This window comes from Nocardia sp. NPDC058705 (assembly GCF_042749305.1).
In the GTDB taxonomy this organism is placed as follows: domain Bacteria; phylum Actinomycetota; class Actinomycetes; order Mycobacteriales; family Mycobacteriaceae; genus Nocardia.
Window position 1 is genome coordinate 42,460 of sequence record NZ_JBHYRN010000007.1, and the last position, 16,978, is coordinate 59,437.

The 16,978-nt window shown below is 67.1% G+C and carries 17 protein-coding genes; 8 read left to right on the top strand and 9 right to left on the bottom strand.

From position 1 onward, the window contains the following. Genes ACFW6D_RS11600 through ACFW6D_RS11610 form a run of 3 tightly spaced genes read right to left on the bottom strand, consistent with a single transcriptional unit; the run spans position 1 to position 2,698 of the window. Entirely contained in the window at positions 1-651 is a 651-nt protein-coding gene (locus ACFW6D_RS11600; protein ID WP_379327236.1) for a PIG-L deacetylase family protein, read from the bottom strand. Further along, entirely contained in the window at positions 648-1,424 is a 777-nt protein-coding gene (locus ACFW6D_RS11605) for a glucose-1-phosphate cytidylyltransferase (RefSeq protein ID WP_379327238.1), read from the bottom strand. The genes ACFW6D_RS11600 and ACFW6D_RS11605 overlap by 4 nt, the downstream gene beginning before the upstream one ends. A gap of 14 nt (positions 1,425-1,438) precedes the next feature. Beyond that, a complete protein-coding gene (locus ACFW6D_RS11610) occupies positions 1,439-2,698 on the bottom strand; it encodes a methyltransferase domain-containing protein (protein ID WP_379327240.1) in 1,260 nt (419 codons plus the stop codon). 486 nt (positions 2,699-3,184) lie between these two features. On the opposite strand from ACFW6D_RS11610, the gene ACFW6D_RS11615 reads away from it, so the two are divergent. Continuing rightward, positions 3,185-4,684: a sugar transferase gene (locus ACFW6D_RS11615; RefSeq protein ID WP_379327242.1), complete on the top strand. Its 1,500-nt coding sequence runs from the start codon at positions 3,185-3,187 to the stop codon at positions 4,682-4,684. A 15-nt stretch (positions 4,685-4,699) separates the two neighbouring features. Here the strand turns inward: ACFW6D_RS11615 and ACFW6D_RS11620 are convergent, their stop codons facing one another. Genes ACFW6D_RS11620 through ACFW6D_RS11630 form a run of 3 tightly spaced genes read right to left on the bottom strand, consistent with a single transcriptional unit; the run spans position 4,700 to position 7,872 of the window. After that, on the bottom strand, positions 4,700-6,331 hold the full coding sequence (locus tag ACFW6D_RS11620; protein ID WP_379327244.1) for an ABC transporter permease: 1,632 nt from the start codon (positions 6,329-6,331) through the stop codon (positions 4,700-4,702). Next, positions 6,328-7,248, bottom strand: coding sequence for an ATP-binding cassette domain-containing protein (locus ACFW6D_RS11625; protein WP_379327246.1), 921 nt, complete (start codon positions 7,246-7,248; stop codon positions 6,328-6,330). The genes ACFW6D_RS11620 and ACFW6D_RS11625 overlap by 4 nt, the downstream gene beginning before the upstream one ends. A gap of 3 nt (positions 7,249-7,251) precedes the next feature. After that, complete coding sequence (locus ACFW6D_RS11630; protein ID WP_379327248.1) at positions 7,252-7,872, bottom strand: TetR family transcriptional regulator; 621 nt, start codon at positions 7,870-7,872, stop codon at positions 7,252-7,254. A 101-nt stretch (positions 7,873-7,973) separates the two neighbouring features. On the opposite strand from ACFW6D_RS11630, the gene ACFW6D_RS11635 reads away from it, so the two are divergent. Next, positions 7,974-9,905, top strand: a complete 1,932-nt coding sequence (locus ACFW6D_RS11635; RefSeq protein WP_379327250.1) for an acyl-CoA dehydrogenase — start codon at positions 7,974-7,976, stop codon at positions 9,903-9,905. Here the strand turns inward: ACFW6D_RS11635 and ACFW6D_RS11640 are convergent. The 3 genes from ACFW6D_RS11640 to ACFW6D_RS11650 form a co-directional block, all read right to left on the bottom strand. After that, a complete protein-coding gene (locus ACFW6D_RS11640; RefSeq protein ID WP_379327252.1) occupies positions 9,902-10,492 on the bottom strand; it encodes a phosphatase PAP2 family protein in 591 nt (196 codons plus the stop codon). The two genes, ACFW6D_RS11635 and ACFW6D_RS11640, sit on opposite strands and share 4 nt — an antisense overlap. Positions 10,493-10,523: 31 nt before the next feature. Beyond that, positions 10,524-11,402 carry a nuclease-related domain-containing protein gene (locus ACFW6D_RS11645; protein ID WP_379327254.1) on the bottom strand — a complete coding sequence of 293 codons (879 nt, stop codon included), beginning with the start codon at positions 11,400-11,402 and terminating at the stop codon, positions 10,524-10,526. A 96-nt stretch (positions 11,403-11,498) separates the two neighbouring features. Next, the gene (locus ACFW6D_RS11650; RefSeq protein ID WP_379327256.1) at positions 11,499-12,893 is read right to left on the bottom strand and encodes a DUF2252 domain-containing protein; all 1,395 of its coding nucleotides are present in this window, start codon (positions 12,891-12,893) and stop codon (positions 11,499-11,501) included. Positions 12,894-13,008: 115 nt separating this feature from the next. Between ACFW6D_RS11650 and ACFW6D_RS11655 the strand changes: the two genes are divergently transcribed. From ACFW6D_RS11655 to ACFW6D_RS11680, 6 genes are all read left to right on the top strand, one after another. Then, complete coding sequence (locus ACFW6D_RS11655; protein ID WP_379327258.1) at positions 13,009-13,650, top strand: CDP-alcohol phosphatidyltransferase family protein; 642 nt, start codon at positions 13,009-13,011, stop codon at positions 13,648-13,650. Between the two features lie 27 nt (positions 13,651-13,677). Then, positions 13,678-14,091 (top strand): glycine cleavage system protein GcvH, encoded by a 414-nt coding sequence (gene gcvH / locus ACFW6D_RS11660; RefSeq protein ID WP_379327260.1) that lies wholly within the window; start codon positions 13,678-13,680, stop codon positions 14,089-14,091. 178 nt (positions 14,092-14,269) lie between these two features. Beyond that, positions 14,270-14,755, top strand: a complete 486-nt coding sequence (locus ACFW6D_RS11665) for an FHA domain-containing protein (RefSeq protein WP_379327262.1) — start codon at positions 14,270-14,272, stop codon at positions 14,753-14,755. 88 nt (positions 14,756-14,843) lie between these two features. After that, positions 14,844-15,632 (top strand): MerR family transcriptional regulator, encoded by a 789-nt coding sequence (locus ACFW6D_RS11670; protein WP_379327264.1) that lies wholly within the window; start codon positions 14,844-14,846, stop codon positions 15,630-15,632. Between the two features lie 158 nt (positions 15,633-15,790). Next, positions 15,791-16,264, top strand: coding sequence for a bifunctional nuclease family protein (locus ACFW6D_RS11675; RefSeq protein ID WP_056817654.1), 474 nt, complete (start codon positions 15,791-15,793; stop codon positions 16,262-16,264). A 152-nt stretch (positions 16,265-16,416) separates the two neighbouring features. Continuing rightward, the gene (locus ACFW6D_RS11680; protein WP_379327266.1) at positions 16,417-16,974 is read left to right on the top strand and encodes a MerR family transcriptional regulator; all 558 of its coding nucleotides are present in this window, start codon (positions 16,417-16,419) and stop codon (positions 16,972-16,974) included. The last annotated feature ends 4 nt before the right edge of the window (positions 16,975-16,978 follow it).

Sequence of the window (16,978 nt, forward strand, 5' to 3'; positions counted from 1 at the left end):
TCACGTCTGTTCCCATCTGATGATCGCTTTGTCGAGCACGAACGCCTCGGCGTACGGTGCGTGGCATTGCACGCCACGCATCCGCGCCAGCCCGAGGAAGGCCTGTTCGTCGAACCAGTCGCGGCCGGTCTGCGACGGATAGTGCTTGTGCAGCAGTTCGGACTTCTGTTGTGCCAGTGCGTGACTCAACGGGTGGTAAAGGGTGGGAGCCGGGGTGTCGGTCTCCCATTTGAGGATTTCGTAACCCAGGGTCAGGTGGTCGCGGAATTCGGTCGGCACCAGTTCGGCGAGCAGACGGTGGTCCTGGTGGGCGTCGCCTCGGTGCGGCGCGAACACCACTTCGGGTTCACCGCCACGACGGAACTCGGCGAGGGCGTCCTTGATCCGGTCCCAGTGTGCGGGAGCGCGGCCGTCGGGCACATCGAGAACCTGCAACTGCGGCTCGGTGCCGGAGCAGAACGCGGTGAGCGCCGCCCGCTCCTCGTCCTCGCGCGCGGTGCCGCCACCGGACAGCACCAGCGCCCGCACCTCGACATCGGGATCGGCGCCGGTGAGCGCGAGAAGCGTTGCGCCCATACCGATCGCGATGTCGTCGCAGTGCGCGCCGAGCACCGCGATCCGGCGTGGTGGACGGGTGAACAACCCGATCACGGCTGGTCCCACACCATCCACGGCCGCGTGCCGTTGCGGTAGGCGTCGTCGAGTTCGGCGCGTTCCTTGAAGGTGTCGGCCGGCTTCCAGAAACCCATGTGCTGATAACCGAAGAGCCTGCCCTGCCCGGCCAGCGCACCGCACGCGTCGGCCACCAGATCGCCGCCCGGCGGCAGCAGATCGAAGATCTCCTGGCTGAGCACGAAGTAGCCGCCGTTCTCCCACAGCGGCATCTGCGCCACCGGCACGATGTCCTTGACCTCGCCCGTCGGGGAGATGTCCACGCAGTGGAACGAAGACTGCGGCGGCACCACCATCATCGACGCGGCCGCACCCGAGGCGTGAAAACGCTCGATCATGGTGTCCAGTGGCGCGTCGGTGAGGACGTCGGCGTAGTTGGCCAGGAAGTACTCGTCGCCGTCGAGGTGCTCGCGCACCCGGCGCAGTCGCTCGCCGATCGCGGACTCGACGCCGGTGTCGACAAAGGTGATCGACCAGTCGCTGATGTCGCTACCGAGCAGCTTCATCTCGCCGTTGCGGATCACGAAGTCGTTGGACGCCGACTCCTGGTAGGTGAGGAAGAAGTTCTTGATGTGCTCGGCGCCGTAACCGAGACACAGCACGAACTCCTTGTGGCCGAAGTGCGCGTAGTAGCGCATCACGTGCCACAGCAGCGGGCGCGGACCGACCAGCTGCATCGGCTTGGGGACGACGTCGTCGGATCCGCCGCGCATGCGCATGCCGTATCCGCCGCAGAACAGTACGACCTTCATCGGTTCGTTCACCTTCATTCGGAGTGTGCGCCGGCCGCGACCGGTTCGCTCGCCGGGACACCGCGATGCAGCACCGGCAGTGGATACACGAGTTCGCCACCCCACTCGGCGACCTGGCTGAGCTGGGCGGTGATCTCGGTTTCGAGATTCCACGGCAGGACGAGCACCACATCGGGCTTGTCCACGTCGATGCGTTCCGGCGGGTGGATCGGGATCCGGGTGCCGGGGGTGTAGCGGCCGTGCTTGTAGGGGTTGCGGTCCACGGTGTACTCGAGCAGGTCGGGCCGGATACCGCAGTAGTTGAGCAGCGTGTTGCCCTTGCCGGGGGCGCCGTAGCCGACCACTCGCTTGCCCGCCGCACGACAGTCGAGCAGGAAGCGCAGCAGCTCGTGGCGCACCGATTCCGCGCGGGCGCCGAGCGCGGCGTAACCGGCCGGTTCGTGCAGGCCCGCCGCGCGTTCGAGGTCGAGGACCTCGGCAACCCTGGCGCTCGGTTCGGCGACGGCGTCTGGCCGCGCCCACAGCCGGATCGAGCCGCCGTGGGTTCCCAGCAGCTCCACATCGACGACGGTCAGCCCGGCGATCGCCAGCGCGCGCTGGGCGGAGTGGACGGTGTAGTACTGGAAATGCTCGTGGTAGATGGTGTCGAACTGGCCGAGCTCGACCAGGTTCAGCGCGTGGTGCACCTCGATGCTGAGCCAGCCGTCGTCGCTGAGCAGGGTGCGCAGGGCGAGGGTGAACCCGCGCAGATCGGGGACGTGGGCGTAGACGTTGTTGGCGACCACCAGGTCGGCCGGACCGTGCTCGGTGCGGATCCGCGCGGCCGAATCCTGTTCCAGGAACGCGGTTTCCGTCGGCACACCTACCTTGCGGGCCGCGAGACCGACATTGACCGAGGGCTCGATGCCGAGGCAGCGGATGCCGCGGGCGACGGCGTGGCGCAACAGGTAACCGTCGTTGCTGGCCACCTCCACGACGAACGAATCGGGACCGAGGTCGAGGCGCTCGGCGGCGGTGCTGACGAATTCCTCGGCGTGGCGGACCCAGCTGTCGGAGAACGAGGAGAAGTACGCGTACTCGGTGAAGGTGTCCTCGGGGGTGATCAACGCCGGGATCTGCAACAGCAGGCAGTCCTCACACAGTCGCAGATGCAGCGGATAGGTCGCCTCGGACAGGTCGAGTTCGGTGGCGGACAGGAAGCTCTCGCACGGGGGCGTGGCGCCCAGGTCGAGCACGCTCGTGAGTCTTTCGGAATCACAGAGTCGACATTGCACGTGGAGCCCCCACCTTCTTACCCGTTCATCAACGCTGTCACGGCTGCTGCCGGTCATGCCGGACGTCGGACCGACGGGCTCAGACGTTACAGCGGTCGGCCTGATGAGGTGTCCCAAAAAATCTGGGGGAGAAACAGAATCGTGGTATGTTTCGGAGTTCGATCGGGTCGATCCGGTACCGGCTAACTGTCGGCGAGGGCGACCGCTCCTGACTTATTTGTGACGCCACTCACTCGCGAAAGTGGTTTTCCTGCATTCATATCGAAAGGCGATAGCGGATCTGCGATAGCTGTCCGATTGCTCTGTGATGTGGCTAACTACTGGAATCCGTTGTGGCGGTGACTCTTCGGCGAGAACGTGCGCCGGGGGTCTGTAACAATCAGCGGGCGGGTATCGAATCGACGGGCAGCAGACGGCCGCAGCGGCCGGGTTCCGGTCGATGAGGATCGGGAAAAGATTCGTCTCCCGAAGGGGAGGTGTGGGTTCATGAGCTACGAGCTCGCTGGTAGTGGCGACGTCGACGTTGTCAACGGTGCCCAGGCACTGCGCCGCACGCAGCGCGAGAGTTGGCAGGCCGCGCTGATCCAGCGGCTGGTCGTGACCGATGTGATCGCGGTGTTCGGCGCGGTCGTGGCGGCGCAGACGATCCGCTTCGGTGGGCCGGCAGCGCAACCACTGGCCTGGCCGTTGCCCTACGAGGTCGGCTACTCCGTGGTGTCGCTGGCCTTGGCCGTCGGGTGGCTGGCGCTGCTGCACGGCTACGGCAGCCGCACGCCGCAGGTGGTCGGCACCGGCAGCGAGGAATTCCGCAGGCTCGTCTCGGCGACCCTGCGGCTGTTCGGTGTGCTCGCGATCCTCGCACTGCTGTTCCGGGTGGAGGTCGCGCGTGGCTATCTCGCCATCGCGTTGCCCGCCGGGCTGGCGGCGCTGGTCGCGGGGCGGCTGGCGTGGCGGTGGCGGTTGCGGCGTTGGCGTGCGCAGGGGCGGTGTCATACCGCGGTGCTGGTGGTCGGTTCGCCGGAGGCCGCGCAGGCGATGGCGTCGGCGTTCACCGGCGATCCCGGCTCCGGCTATCGCGTGGTCGGGGTGTGCGTGCCTGAAGGCTCGGTCGGGGCGCAGTTCGACACCGTCGACGGGCCCTCGGTGCTCGGAGACGATCGCTCGGTGCTGGAAGCGGTGCGGCGCAGCGGGGCCGATTCGGTGGCCGTGGCGGCGACCGATCACCTCGGGCCCGCCGAATTGCGGCGGATGGCATGGGCTTTGGATCCACTCGGCGTCGATCTGATCGTGGCGCCAGGTGTCGTCGACATCGCGGGCGCGCGATTGACCAACCGGATCGTCGCGGGGATGCCGATGCTGCACATCGACCCACCGCAGTACGGGCGGGCGAAGTCGAGCCGTAAAGCCTTGTTCGACCTGTGTTTCGCCGTGATCGTGCTGCTGCTCATCGCGCCGATGCTGGCCGTGATCGCGTTCGCGGTGAAGGTGACGAGCGCGGGGCCGGTGTTCTATCTGTCGGAGCGGATCGGGCGCGACGGCATCCCGTTCCGGATGATCAAGTTCCGCAGCATGCTCGTCGACGCAGACAGCACCGTGGACGCGCTGATCGAGCGGCACGGCGGAAATCCGTTGTTCTTCAAGGTCAAAGACGATCCACGGGTGACCGTCGTCGGCCGGTTCCTGCGCAAGTACAGCCTCGACGAGTTGCCCCAGTTCTTCAATGTGCTGCGCGGGGACATGAGCGTTGTCGGGCCGCGCCCGCAGGTGCAGCGTGAGGTCGACAGCTACGACGGGGAGATGCGACGACGGCTGCTGGTGAAGCCGGGCGTCACCGGGTTGTGGCAGGTCAGTGGGCGCTCGGATCTGACGCCGGAGGATTCGGTGCGACTGGACCTGTCCTATGTCGAGAACTGGTCGATGGTGCTGGATCTGGCATTGATCGCACGCACCATCGGCGTGGTCACCCGCGGCGACGGCGCGTACTGAAACCGCGAGTTCGCGTCAGCGGAGATCGCGGCGACGGAAGGCGATGAGCCCCAAGAGGATTCCTGTACCCGCGAGAGCGATCAGGTAGGCGATCGGTGTGATGTCGAACGCCGCGCCCGGCAGTTTCGGCGGGTGGACGAACGGAACCAGATCGATGATCCACTGCGGGAAACTGCCCAGCGAGCCCAGCAGGAAGATCACGATCATCGCACTGAGCACGGCCCAGGCGAGCGCCGCGTACTTGGGCAGTGCGCCGAACAACAGCATCGCGATGGCGGTGACCACCCAGACCGCGGGCAGTTGCACCGCGACCGCGCCCACGGATTCGCCGACCTTGCCGGCAATATCGCCATCGGTTGCGCCCCAGACGATTCCGATCCCCAGCCCGGATGCCAGTAGTGCCACGGCGGGCCCACCGATCGCGAACAGCAGGTGACTCGACGCGTACCGCACGCGCCCCACCGCGGCGGCCAGGACAGTCTCGGCGCGGCCCGAGTTCTCCTCCTCGTGCAGCCGCAGCACCGCCGACACGGAGTAGGCGGCGGCCGCGGCGGCCAGCATGGTCACCGCGTAGGCGATGAACGCCTTCTCCAGATCCGCCGACCCGCCCAGCGAGGTGACCACGTCCTGCAGGGTGCCGCTGTCGTCGAGCATGCCGCCGATACTGTTGACCGCACCGCCGATGAGCAGCCCGTACAGGGCGAAACCGGTCGTCCAGGCGAGTAGTGAACCCCGCTGCAACCGCCAAGCCAGACCCACCGGACCCGACAGCGCGGTGCCTGCCGCCGCAGGCCCGGGGCGATCCGCCAGTAGCCCCGCACCGATATCGCGGGTGCGCAGCAACCGGTAGGCCAGCAGGGTTGCGCCGGTGCCGAGGGCGGCCAGGGGCACGAGTGCCCACCAGCGTTCGTCGGCGAACGGGCGGATCTGCAGGCACCACCCCAGCGGCGAAAACCACGACAGCACCCCGTTTCCCGCGTCGCCGACCGCCCGCACCGCGAACGCCGCGCCCAAGGTGGCGAACGCGATGCCACGGGCGAGCCGCGCACCGGTGCTGACCTGAGCGGCGACCGCGGCCACCGCACCCCACACGACGCCGGACCCGGTGAGCGCGGCACCGAAGGCGACCGAACCGCCGACGGGCAGACCGGTGGCGAATAGTGAAGCGGTACAGATGATCCCGGCGACTGTCGAAGCTCCGTAAGTGAGCAGGAGGGCTCCGGTGAGGCCGGCGAATCGGCCGATGCTGGTGGCGCCGACCAGTTCCGCGCGCCCGGTCTCCTCTTCGACCCTGGTGTGGCGGATCACCGTGAGTACCACGGCGATCGCGATCACCGCGTACATGGCCCCGGCCTTCCAGGTGCCGATGGAACCGAGTGCCGAGCTGAAAACCGGTCCGTACATGGCGATCAGCGCCGGGCTCGCCGCCGTGGTCGCCGCGAAGCCGTCGAGTTGTTCGGCGGTGGTGTAGATGTCCTTGATCGAGACGATCTGCAGCGCGGGCATCAACCCGATCGACAACGCCCACAGCGGCGCCACCACCCGGTCGCGGCGCAGGTACAGGCGCAGCATCTGGCCGGTGCCCGCGAATTCGCCTGTGGTGCGCGATGTTCCGGCGAAACGGGGGAGTGCGACGGCCGTGGTCATGCGCGCACCTTCTCGGCGGTCTCGACGTGGTAGTGGCGAAGGAACAGATCCTCGAGTGTCGGCGGCGAGCTGGTCAGGCTGCGCACGCCCGCGTCGCCGAGGCCCCGGATCAGGGCGCCGAGGTGGTCGGCGTCGACCTGGCAGCGCAGCGTCGATCCGTCGCGTTCGACATCGTCGACACCGGGCAGCGCGCTGACGTCGCCGGGATCGCCGATCAGGTCGGCGGTGATCGCGGTGCGGCTCAGATGGCGAAGTTCGTTCAGCGAACCCGATTCGACCGTGCGGCCCGCGCGGATGATCGTCACCCGGTCGCACAGATGCTCGACCTCGGACAGGATGTGGCTCGACAGCAGCACTGTCGCGCCACGCGCGGCCGCCTCATGCACGCAGTCCTGGAAGACCTGTTCCATGAGCGGGTCGAGACCCGAGGTCGGCTCGTCGAGGATCAGCAGGTCCGCGTGTGCCGAAAAGGCCGACACCAGAGCGACTTTCTGCCGGTTGCCCTTGGAGTAGGTGCGGGCCTTCTTCGTCGGATCCAGCTCGAAACGTTCGATCAGCGCGGTGCGGCGCGCCTCGTCCAGTCCGCCGCGCATGCGGGCGAGCAGATCGATCGTCTCGCCACCCGACAGCGACGGCCACAGGGTGACATCGCCGGGGACATAGGCGATCCGGCGATGCAGGTCGACCGCATCGGTCCACGGATCACGGCCGAACACGGCTGCCTGCCCGCCGGATGCGCGCAGCACCCCGAGCAGGACCCGGGTGGTGGTGGACTTGCCCGCGCCGTTGGGGCCGAGGAAGCCGTGGATCTCGCCGGTGCCGACGTGCAGGTCGAGTCCGTCCAGTGCGGTGAAGCGGCCGAACGTCTTTCGCAGATCCGTGACGTCGATGACCCGGTCGGTGGTGGGTTCGGTCATCATCTACTCCTCGAAAAGGGTGTCGAGCATGGTGGAGTCGGTGAGCAAGCCCTGGGTGTAGAGCTCGAGCGCCGGGAAGGTGGTCTCGTCGGACAGATCGCGAATCACCTTGCGGTAGTCGAGCTTTCCGTCGCGGTGCATGCGCAGCTGGAGGTAGAGATTCATCGCGCCGACATGGCAGAGCACGATGTAGCGGGCGCGGGCCGCGTGATCGCGGCTCGGCTTGACCTTGCCCTCGTCGACCGCGGTCTGTAGGTACTGCTCCGCATCCGAGATCATGTGCTCGAGCAGTGACTCCGCCAACGCGCCCCCCGCCTGGAAGCTGCGCATCAGATAGGCCATCAGTGGTGCGAAGGTCTCGATCTCGGCCATCGCGGTGAGCAGCGCCGTCGGTCCCGGCGCCTGGATGGTGCGCAACTTCTGGTCGCGGATGATCTCGAGCACACGATCGTCACAGGCCGCGCGCAGACCGTCCTTGGAACCGAAATGGTGGTTCACCAGTCCGGGCGATACCCCGGCCGCCGCCGCGATCGCCCGCACGCCCACATCGAAGCCCTGCTCACCGAACAATTCGATCGCGGCATCGCGAATCCGGGCGGCGGTCGTGAGATCGGCTGAACGCATGTTCAATATGTTAAACGCGCGTTCAATCTGTTGGCAATAGGTTCGGCGCGATCGAGTTTCGGGCCTAGGGGTCACTCGTCGCCCAAGCTATGGTCGAAGCCATGGCTACCGGCACATCGACGACGGCAGAACATCTCCGCGCAGCGCTGGACGGACCGTGGCGCGCGGTCAGAGAGCAGGCGCGCACACAGCTCGCGGGCACGGACTTCACCGACGATCCCGAACTCGACATCCACGCGGCCAGGGCGCGCGTGCTCGACCAGATGCGCGTGATCGCGACTATGGGCTACCCCGAGCGCGGCTTCCGGCCCGAGAACGGCGGCACCGGCGATCCGGGCGGCGCGGTCGTCGGGCTGGAGATGCTGGCCTACACCGACCTGTCGCTGTGGGTGAAATCCGGTGTGCAGTGGGGACTTTTCGGCGGTGCGGTGGAGAACCTCGGCACCGAACGTCACCGTGACTTCATCAAACGCCTGATCTCGCTCGATCTGCTCGGCTGTTTCGCGATGACCGAATCGGGCCACGGCAGCGACGTCGCCGACCTGGAGACCACCGCCACCTACGACCCGGCCACCCAGGAATTCGTCATCAACACCCCGACCCCGTCGGCGCGCAAGGACTACATCGGCGGCGCCGCGGTCCACGCCAGGATGGCCGCGGTGTTCGCGCAGCTGATCGTCGGCGGCGAGAGCAAGGGCGTGCACTGCCTGCTGGTGCCGATCCGCGACGACCTCGGCGCCGACCTGCCCGGCGTGACCACCTACGACGACGGTCTCAAGGGCGGACTGCCCGGCGTCGACAACGGCCGCATCGTCTTCGACCACGTGCGGATTCCGCGCGAGAACCTGCTCAACCGCTACGCCGATGTCTCCCCGGACGGCACCTACAGCTCCGAGATCGAGAACCCGAGCCGCCGCTTCTTCACCACCCTCGGCACGCTGGTGCGCGGCCGGGTCAGCGTCGGTGGCGCGGGCGCGGCGGGCGCCAGGGTGGCGCTGAGTATCGCGGTGCGATACGCGCTGGCGCGCCGCCAGTTCGCCGACCCCGATACCGGCGAGGAGACCCTGCTGCTCGACTACCGCAGCCATCAGCGCAGGCTGCTGCCGCTGGTCGCGAAGTCGTTCGCGCTGGCCTTCGCCCAGAACGACCTCGTTCGCCGGATGGATCTGATCCAGCGCGGACTCGACACCGAACCCAGCTCACAGCGAGCGCTGGAAAAGCGTGCCGCCGGTCTGAAGGTCGCGCAGACCCGCCACGCCACCCGGGCGATCCAGGAATGTCGCGAAGCCTGCGGCGGCGCAGGCTATCTCACCGAGAACCGCCTGGTCACGCTGAAGGCCGACACCGATGTGTTCACGACCTTCGAAGGTGACAATGTCGTCCTCACCCAGCTCGTGGCGAAGGAACTGCTCACCGCCTACTCCGACGAGGTGCGTGACCTCGATGCCCTCGGCTGGGTGCGTTTCGCCGCCACCATGGCCGGTGACGTGGTGCGCAAACGCTCCGGGGTGCGCCAGCTGATCCAGACCCTGCGCGACCGCAACGACGAGTCCGTCGACGAGGGCGATCTGTCCAAACGCGATGTCCAGCTGCAGCTTTTCGCCGATCGCGAGGACTACCTGCTGCGCACCGCCGCCCACCGGCTGCGGGCCCGCGCCGAGGACACCGGCCCGTTCGAGGCGTTCAACAACGCCCAGGACCACATCCTGGCCGCGGGCAACGCGCACATCGACCGCCTGGTCCTCGAGGAATTCGTCGACGGCATCGCCGCCATCGAGGACCCGGACGCGAAGGCGCTCGCCGAAACCGTGTGCGACCTGTTCGTGTACGCCTCGCTGGAGGAGAACCTGGCCTGGTACATCATGCACCGGTTCATGTCGGTGGAGCGGGCCAAGGCCGTGCGGCGCGGGGTGAACGAACTCGTCGACCGGCTGCGTCCCGACGCGCTGACGCTGGTCGAGGCGATGGGTGTGCCCGAGACGATGCTGCGTGCCGAAATGCTGCACGACGCCAGCGTTTACGACCGCCGCTAGGCGCTTCTTCGCGCGTGTAGCGCAGAGGAGAGCCAGCACAACCCGATCGCCATCGAGGCTGCCGCCGCTGCCCCACCGAGTACATCGGTGGGGCGGTGGTACCCCAGGGCTGCCATGCCGGGGGTGATGGCGATCAGCGCGAGCACGGTGAGCGTCGCGACCACGATCCGTGTCCGGAAGTCGTTCACCGAGTACGCGAAAGTTGTTGCGACAGCGACCAGGTGGACGGTGTGCCCGCTGGGGTAGGCGAGATGGTCGTCCATCTGCCGATCCCACAGTGGTTTCAGCAACACGGTGTTGATTGTCAACGCGATCTCGGGGACCACCAGCATGGTCACCGCCTGCCACCACTGTCGGCGCAACGCGAACCACGCACACGCGGCCACGAGCAACGCGACGACCACCAGCGCATCGCTCGGCACGACGAGCAGTCGTGCGACGCCAGGGGAGACGGTGTGCTCCGACACCACCGAATCCAGTTCGCCCGCACCGCCGTTCGCGGAAAACGTCAACGGAATCGCGGCGGTCAACGCGGCACCGGCACCGATCGCCGTCAGCCGCGCCACGGTGGTGTTGCGAACGATCACGGACGTGACAGTAGCCGCCACCCGGTCCGGCTCAGGCGGGACCGTAGGTGAGCACCGCGGTGATCACGAACCACAGCACCCAGACGATGGCCACGAGCATGCCCAGCGCGAGGGTGATCCGCAGGAACGCGGCACCGAAATCGAGATCACCGGTGACTCGCGGATACAGCTTCCACGGGCTGTACCACGGGGCGATCATGCCCTGGGACTGCGCCTGGCGCTCGAGCTCGGCCTGCTCATCGGCATAGGCCTCCGCGGCAGCCTGGGTGGGCCCGCCGTGCCACAGCGTCACGTCGATCGGTCCGAGGAAACCTTCGTTGAGCAGGTCCTGCGGTGCGGGCAGGAACGGCAGAATGCCGAGGCCGCGGAACGCGATGGCGATGTCGTTGGCCGTCCAGAGATTGTGTTCCTTCTCGGCCAGCAACTCGAAGTACATCTCGAGCCGGTGCGGGTCGTCGGTGACGATCACATCGAAACTGGGGTCGCTCCAACCCTGGTGCACGTCGATCTGAGCGCCGGGCATCGGCACGATCAGGCCGAGGCCGTGCACCGCGCGCTGGCCGAGCCCGCGGGCGGCGAGATAGTCCTGCAGGGCGAAGGTGTGGTCGCGCGAACGTTCCAGCGGGGTGGTCTTCTCCGCGCCCGCGAACTGGGCCAGCTCACCGGAGACCATCCACGGGCCGTTGAGCGGGATTTCGAGGACGCCGTCCTGGGGCGCGGTGAATGTCTCGGCCTCGATGATCACGCAACTGGTCGGGGTCCAGACCACCGCGTCGAACTGGTGCAGTCGATCCTGATGGAACAGGCTGCAGTTGATCGTGGCGACGCCGTGCGGGCTCGCCGGGTCCTTCCACGTGCGCAACCAGTCGATCAGCGCCGCCTCGGCATCGCTGCCTGCCGCATTCTGCACGCGCACGAGCATGGAGACCGCCCTTCGTTGGTCGTTGGCGCGGAGCCCGGCACACGCACCCCGTGCCGAGAACCGTTGGCGTACATCGTAGCTCGATCAATCCTGTTCGGCGGCGATCGTGCCCGCGTCCACGGCGGCGACGAGTTCGGCGTGGTCGGCCTCGGTGCGGTCGGCATAGCGCACCGCGAAGGCGGCCACCGAGTCCTCGAAGCGGTCGTCATCGTCGTCGGTTTCCAGATAGCCGGCCAGCGCGCGCGGATCCAGCGAGCGGGCGTGCGCGCGGGCCAGCAGCGCGCCCGCGAGCCGGCCGTAGTCGTCGAGATCGTCGGCCGACAGAGTCGCCGGGTCGATACTGCCCTTGAGATTGCGGAACTGGCGCACGATGAACGGCACCGACTCGTCGAGTTCGATGGTCGTCCAGCCGAGCAGGATATCGGTCTCGGACTGCACGGTTCGCGCGCCGACCACGATCCGCTCGCCCTCGTGTCGCGGTGCGACCGGCGGCAGGAACGGAGCCAGGGCGGATGGCCGCGCCTGCTTGACCTGCAGGACCACCGCTTCGCCGTCGTTGCCGTGCAGCAGCGCCACATAGCTGTGCAGGCCGACGCTGCCGGTGCCGACGATGCGGAAGGCCACATCCGAGACCGCGAAACGCGACAGCAGATTGCGCCGGGATTCGCGGATGGTGCCCGCGTAGCTCTCCAGGCCGTCGATCACCGCATTGCACACCTGCTCGTCGACGGTGGTCAGCACGGGCGGGTCACTGACGAAGCGGTGCTTGCTGATGTCGGTCTCGTGGTCGTCGAGATGCTCGGTCCACTTCGCCACCACTTTGGCACTGGTGTTCTTGCGGGCCTTCTTGGCGGCCTTCTTGAAATCGTCGAGCAGATCCTCGGCCTTGGCGCTGGTCAGGATCGACTCGTCGGGCAGGGCGGTCCACGACTGCATGAACGGCATCTCGGCCAGCTCGGCGACAGTGTGCCGATACGAGCGGGCGGCGTCGCGGGCGGCGCGTAGGCAATCGTCGGCGTCGACACCGCCTTCTCGCCCGGCCAACACGAGGCTCGCCGCCAGACGTTCCAGATCCCACTCCCACGGACCCATGACCGTCTCGTCGAAATCATTGATATCCATCACGATCTCGCCGCGCTGGGTGCCGTAGAGGCCGAAGTTGGCGGCATGGGCATCACCGCAGATCTGGGCGGCCAGACCACTGTCGGGCCCGGCGGCGAGGTCGGCCGCCATCAGGCCCGCTGCGCCGCGGAAGAAGGTGAACGGGGAGGCGATCATCCGCCCGATCCGCAGCGGAATCAGGCGCTCGATCCGGCCGTGATTGCTGAGCTCGATGAACTCGCGCACCGTCGGTCGCTCGGGACTCTCCGCGGCGCGGTCACGCGCGGTGACCGGCACCCGCTGCCTGGCAGCCCGGCCACGTTCACGGGCGTCCTCGGCGGAGACGTAGGAGCGCAGATCAATACCACTGTCGGACACGACTGTCGAGATTAGCCGGTCGACGCGCGGCGGGTGGCGCCACGCTCGACACGCAGCGGAGTTGACGGCGTTTCGGCGTGGCCGGATGGCGCGAGCGGGGGTCGCTGCGGTAAGCATGGGCGTGGCAACCGAATCAGGAACGCCGGGTCCGCACGACACCGAAACCGGTGGCGTGTTCAGCGACCGCATCCTGACCGTGCCGAACGCGCTGAGCGTGGTGCGGCTGATCGGCATCCCCGTCTTCCTGTGGCTGCTGCTGGTCCGCCATGCCGACGGTTGGGCTTTCGCACTACTGATCGCCAGTGGTTTCACCGATTTCCTCGACGGCAAACTAGCCAGATTGCTGGATCAGTCCTCCCGTTTGGGCGCCCTGCTCGACCCGCTCGTCGACCGTCTTTACCTGGTGACGACCCTGGTGGCCTTCGTGGTTCGTGGCCTGTTGCCGTGGTGGCTCGCGGTGATCTTGATCGCACGCGATCTGGTGCTCACCGCGACCCTGTCGGTGTACAAGCGGCGCGATCTGCCCGCGCCCGAGGTGATCTACCTGGGCAAAGCGGCCACTTTCGCGCTGATGTCGGCGCTGCCGTGGATGCTGACCGGGGAGATGGACTGGGCGGGGGCGAGTTTCGGGTGGGCCTTCGGCTGGGCACTGCTGATCTGGGGTACGGCACTGTATGTCTGGACCGGGGTGCTCTACGCGGGGCTGGCCGTCGCGGTCGCGCGATCGATACCGCCTGTGCCGCACCGCGGGAGCTAGTCGATACTGTTACGCGCAACGTCGACGATGAAAGGACGTCCTGTGACCCGGACCCCTGAGGAACTGCGCTACACCGAGGAGCACGAATGGGTGCGGCGGACCAGCCCCACGGCGGTCCGTGTCGGCATCACCGACTACGCCCAGTCACAGCTGGGTGACGTCGTGTTCGTCCAACTGCCCGACGTCGACAACGACGTGACCGTCGGCGACAGCATCGCCGAGGTCGAGTCGACCAAGAGCGTGTCCGACATCTACGCTCCGCTCAGCGGCAAAGTCGTTGCGGTGAACGAGGATCTGGTGCAATCGCCGGAAACCCTCAACACCGATCCCTACGAGGCGGGCTGGTTGTTCGAGCTCGCGTTCGACGACGAGGCAACCCTGGATTCCGTTCTCGGTGAACTGCTGGATGCAGCGGGTTACCAAGGAGTTATCGGGGGCTGACGCAGCCTTCACAGTTCTCCCTGCACGGGCACGCCCCGGCAGGGTACGGTCAAAGCCAAGCGGATACGTCGGGGAATCGACGCCGGGATCTTTTCCTGGCGATGTGATCGCGCCGCTCGTGTCGGGCGAATACAGCACCTGCTTGCATGGATAATCAGGTTCGAGGAGGAGAGAAACGGTGAGCGAGAACAGGGACCCGGGTTACGGGGAAACCGCGGCCGAGACGACATCGGTCTTCCGCGCGGACTTCCTCAACGAGGTCGACGCGTCGCGCTCCGCAGAGCCGGCCGGCGAACAGCCGGTTCAGGGCGTCGAGGGCCTGCCTGTCGGCGCGGCCCTCCTGGTGGTCAAGCGTGGCCCGAACGCGGGCTCGCGTTTTCTGCTGGATCAGCCGACCACATCGGCCGGTCGTCATCCCGACAGTGACATCTTTCTCGATGACGTCACTGTCAGCCGTCGGCATGCCGAGTTCCGTCAGGACGACGACTCGTTCCAGGTCGTCGACGTGGGCAGCCTCAACGGCACCTACGTCAACCGGGAGCCGGTGGATTCCTCGGAGCTGCAGAACGGGGACGAGGTCCAGATCGGCAAGTTCCGGCTGGTCTTCCTGACCGGTCCGCGCGCGCAGGCGAACGAGTCGGCGTCGGGCGCGGGGTCGCGATGACCCCAACGGTACTCGCGTCCATGAAGGGCTTGATGCTCGCGAAGGACGCAGTGCTGTGACAGGGGCGGCGCAGTGGGCGCGCGGAGGGATGTCGATCGGCTCCGTGCTCGACCTGCTGCGACCAGATTTTCCTGACATCACCATCTCCAAGATCCGGTTCCTCGAATCCGAGGGCCTGATCCGGCCGGAACGGACACCGTCGGGATACCGGCGGTTCTCGGTGGCCGACTACGAACGGCTGCGCTTCGTGCTGACCGCGCAACGCGATCAGTACCTGCCGTTGAAGGTGATCAAGGAGCAGTTGGAAGCGATCGACAGTGGTGCGGCGACGCTGGGCGTGCGTGAAGCGCGCGCCCGGGCGCACTCCCACCACCGGTCCGCGGAGGCCGGGCACGCTGTGTCCGGCTCCGTGGACGCCGACGACCACGCCGCGAGCCCGGCCACGCCGCGCCGTCTGGGCATCGTCGGTGGCGAGATCACCCCCGAGGAACTGCGCGTCGACGTCGGCGTGCGGCTCACCAGGGCAGACCTGCTCGCCAAGGCCGATATCGATGACCGTTTCCTCGACGATCTTTTGCGCGCGGGACTCATCGTCGCCGGTGCCGGCGGATTCTTCGAGTCCGATGCGGTAACCCTCGCTCACGCGGCGAAGGCGATGGCCGAATTCGGCTTGGAGGCACGCCATCTGCGCGCTTTCAAACTGGCCGCCGACCGCGAAGCGGCACTGATCGCACAGATCGCCGCGCCCATCGCGAAGAGCCGCGATGCCGATGCGCGCGCCCGTGCCGAGGAGACCGTCCGCGAACTCGCGGCGTTATCGCTGAACCTGCACGCCGCACTGGTGAAAGCCGCGGTGCGCACGGCCCTCGGCGGCTGACACACCCGGCCGGGTGATCAGGTATCGCCCCGGCTACACACCGATTTCGGCTCGAACGACTTCCTTGCGCGCCCCAGAATTCGCCTAGACTCGTTGGTACGGCGAGCTGTGCGGCGATAGCGTGCCGGCTGGCGGCGAGTATGGGAGGCAGAGAACTGATGAGCGAGATGCGCGTCATCGGCATCCGTGTCGAGCAGCCACAGAACCAGCCCGTGCTGCTGCTGCGGGAGGCATCGGGGGAGCGGTATCTGCCGATCTGGATCGGGCAGGCCGAGGCCACCGCGATCGTGCTCGAGCAGGAGGGGGTCACCCCGATCCGCCCGCTCACCCACGATCTGATCAAGATTCTGATCACCGATCTCGGGCACACCCTCAAGGAAGTGCGGATCGTGGATCTACAGGAGGGCACCTTCTACGCCGATCTGGTGTTCGACGGCGACCTGCGGGTCTCCGCACGACCCTCGGACTCGGTGGCGATCGCCCTGCGCGTCGGGTGCCCGATCTACGCCGAGGAACCGGTACTCGCCGAGGCGGGGCTGGTGATGCCCGACGAACGCGAAGACGAGGTGGAGAAGTTCAAGGAGTTTCTGGAGTCGGTCTCGCCTGATGACTTCAAGGCAACCGATAGTTGAGATCTCAGCCTGAAGTAGAGGTCGAGGGAATCGCTGGTCTAGGTGCTTGGTGTGACAACACCGCAGGTCCGACAATGGCAGGAGTAACCTCGAAAGTCGGGCAACATCCGTCGTGACTGGCGACCCGAGCACGTCGGCAGAAGGAGCGATCAGTGGAAGAACAACCGCAGGATGTCGTACAGCCTGGCTTGTTCCCGGACGACTCGGTTCCGGACGATCTGGTCGGCTACCGGGTGCCGAGCGCGTGTCAGGTCGCCGGTATCACCTACCGTCAGCTCGATTACTGGGCCCGGACCGGCCTGGTCGTGCCGTCGATACGGGGCGCGGCGGGCTCGGGCAGCCAGCGCCTGTACTCGTTCAAGGACATCCTCGTCCTCAAGATCGTGAAGCGGCTGCTGGACGCGGGCATCTCTTTACAGAACATCCGGATCGCCGTCGATCATCTGCGCAGCCGTGGCGTGGGCGATCTGGCCGGGATCACCCTGTTCTCCGACGGTACCTCGGTCTACGAGTGCACCTCGCCCGAGGAGGTAGTCGATTTACTGCAGGGCGGCCAGGGCGTCTTCGGCATCGCCGTCGGCGGTGCCATGCGTGAGCTGACCGGCGCGATCGCGGATTTCCCCGCCGAACGCGCCACGGCCATCACCGACCGCCCGGAGGACGAACTGTCCTACCGGCGTAAAGCCAGGGAAAACCGAAAAACCGGTTAGAGGT

Excerpts from the sequence above, each read along its gene's own strand:
- ACFW6D_RS11605 (WP_379327238.1), bottom strand. The coding sequence starts at position 1,424 with ATGAAGGTCGTACTGTTCTGCGGCGGATACGGCATGCGCATGCGCGGC.
- ACFW6D_RS11615 (WP_379327242.1), top strand. The coding sequence starts at position 3,185 with ATGAGCTACGAGCTCGCTGGTAGTGGCGACGTCGACGTTGTCAACGGT.
- ACFW6D_RS11620 (WP_379327244.1), bottom strand. The coding sequence starts at position 6,331 with ATGACCACGGCCGTCGCACTCCCCCGTTTCGCCGGAACATCGCGCACC.
- ACFW6D_RS11625 (WP_379327246.1), bottom strand. The coding sequence starts at position 7,248 with ATGACCGAACCCACCACCGACCGGGTCATCGACGTCACGGATCTGCGA.
- ACFW6D_RS11630 (WP_379327248.1), bottom strand. The coding sequence starts at position 7,872 with ATGCGTTCAGCCGATCTCACGACCGCCGCCCGGATTCGCGATGCCGCG.
- ACFW6D_RS11635 (WP_379327250.1), top strand. The coding sequence starts at position 7,974 with ATGGCTACCGGCACATCGACGACGGCAGAACATCTCCGCGCAGCGCTG.
- ACFW6D_RS11655 (WP_379327258.1), top strand. The coding sequence starts at position 13,009 with ATGGGCGTGGCAACCGAATCAGGAACGCCGGGTCCGCACGACACCGAA.
- gcvH (WP_379327260.1), top strand. The coding sequence starts at position 13,678 with ATGAAAGGACGTCCTGTGACCCGGACCCCTGAGGAACTGCGCTACACC.
- ACFW6D_RS11670 (WP_379327264.1), top strand. The coding sequence starts at position 14,844 with ATGTCGATCGGCTCCGTGCTCGACCTGCTGCGACCAGATTTTCCTGAC.
- ACFW6D_RS11675 (WP_056817654.1), top strand. The coding sequence starts at position 15,791 with ATGAGCGAGATGCGCGTCATCGGCATCCGTGTCGAGCAGCCACAGAAC.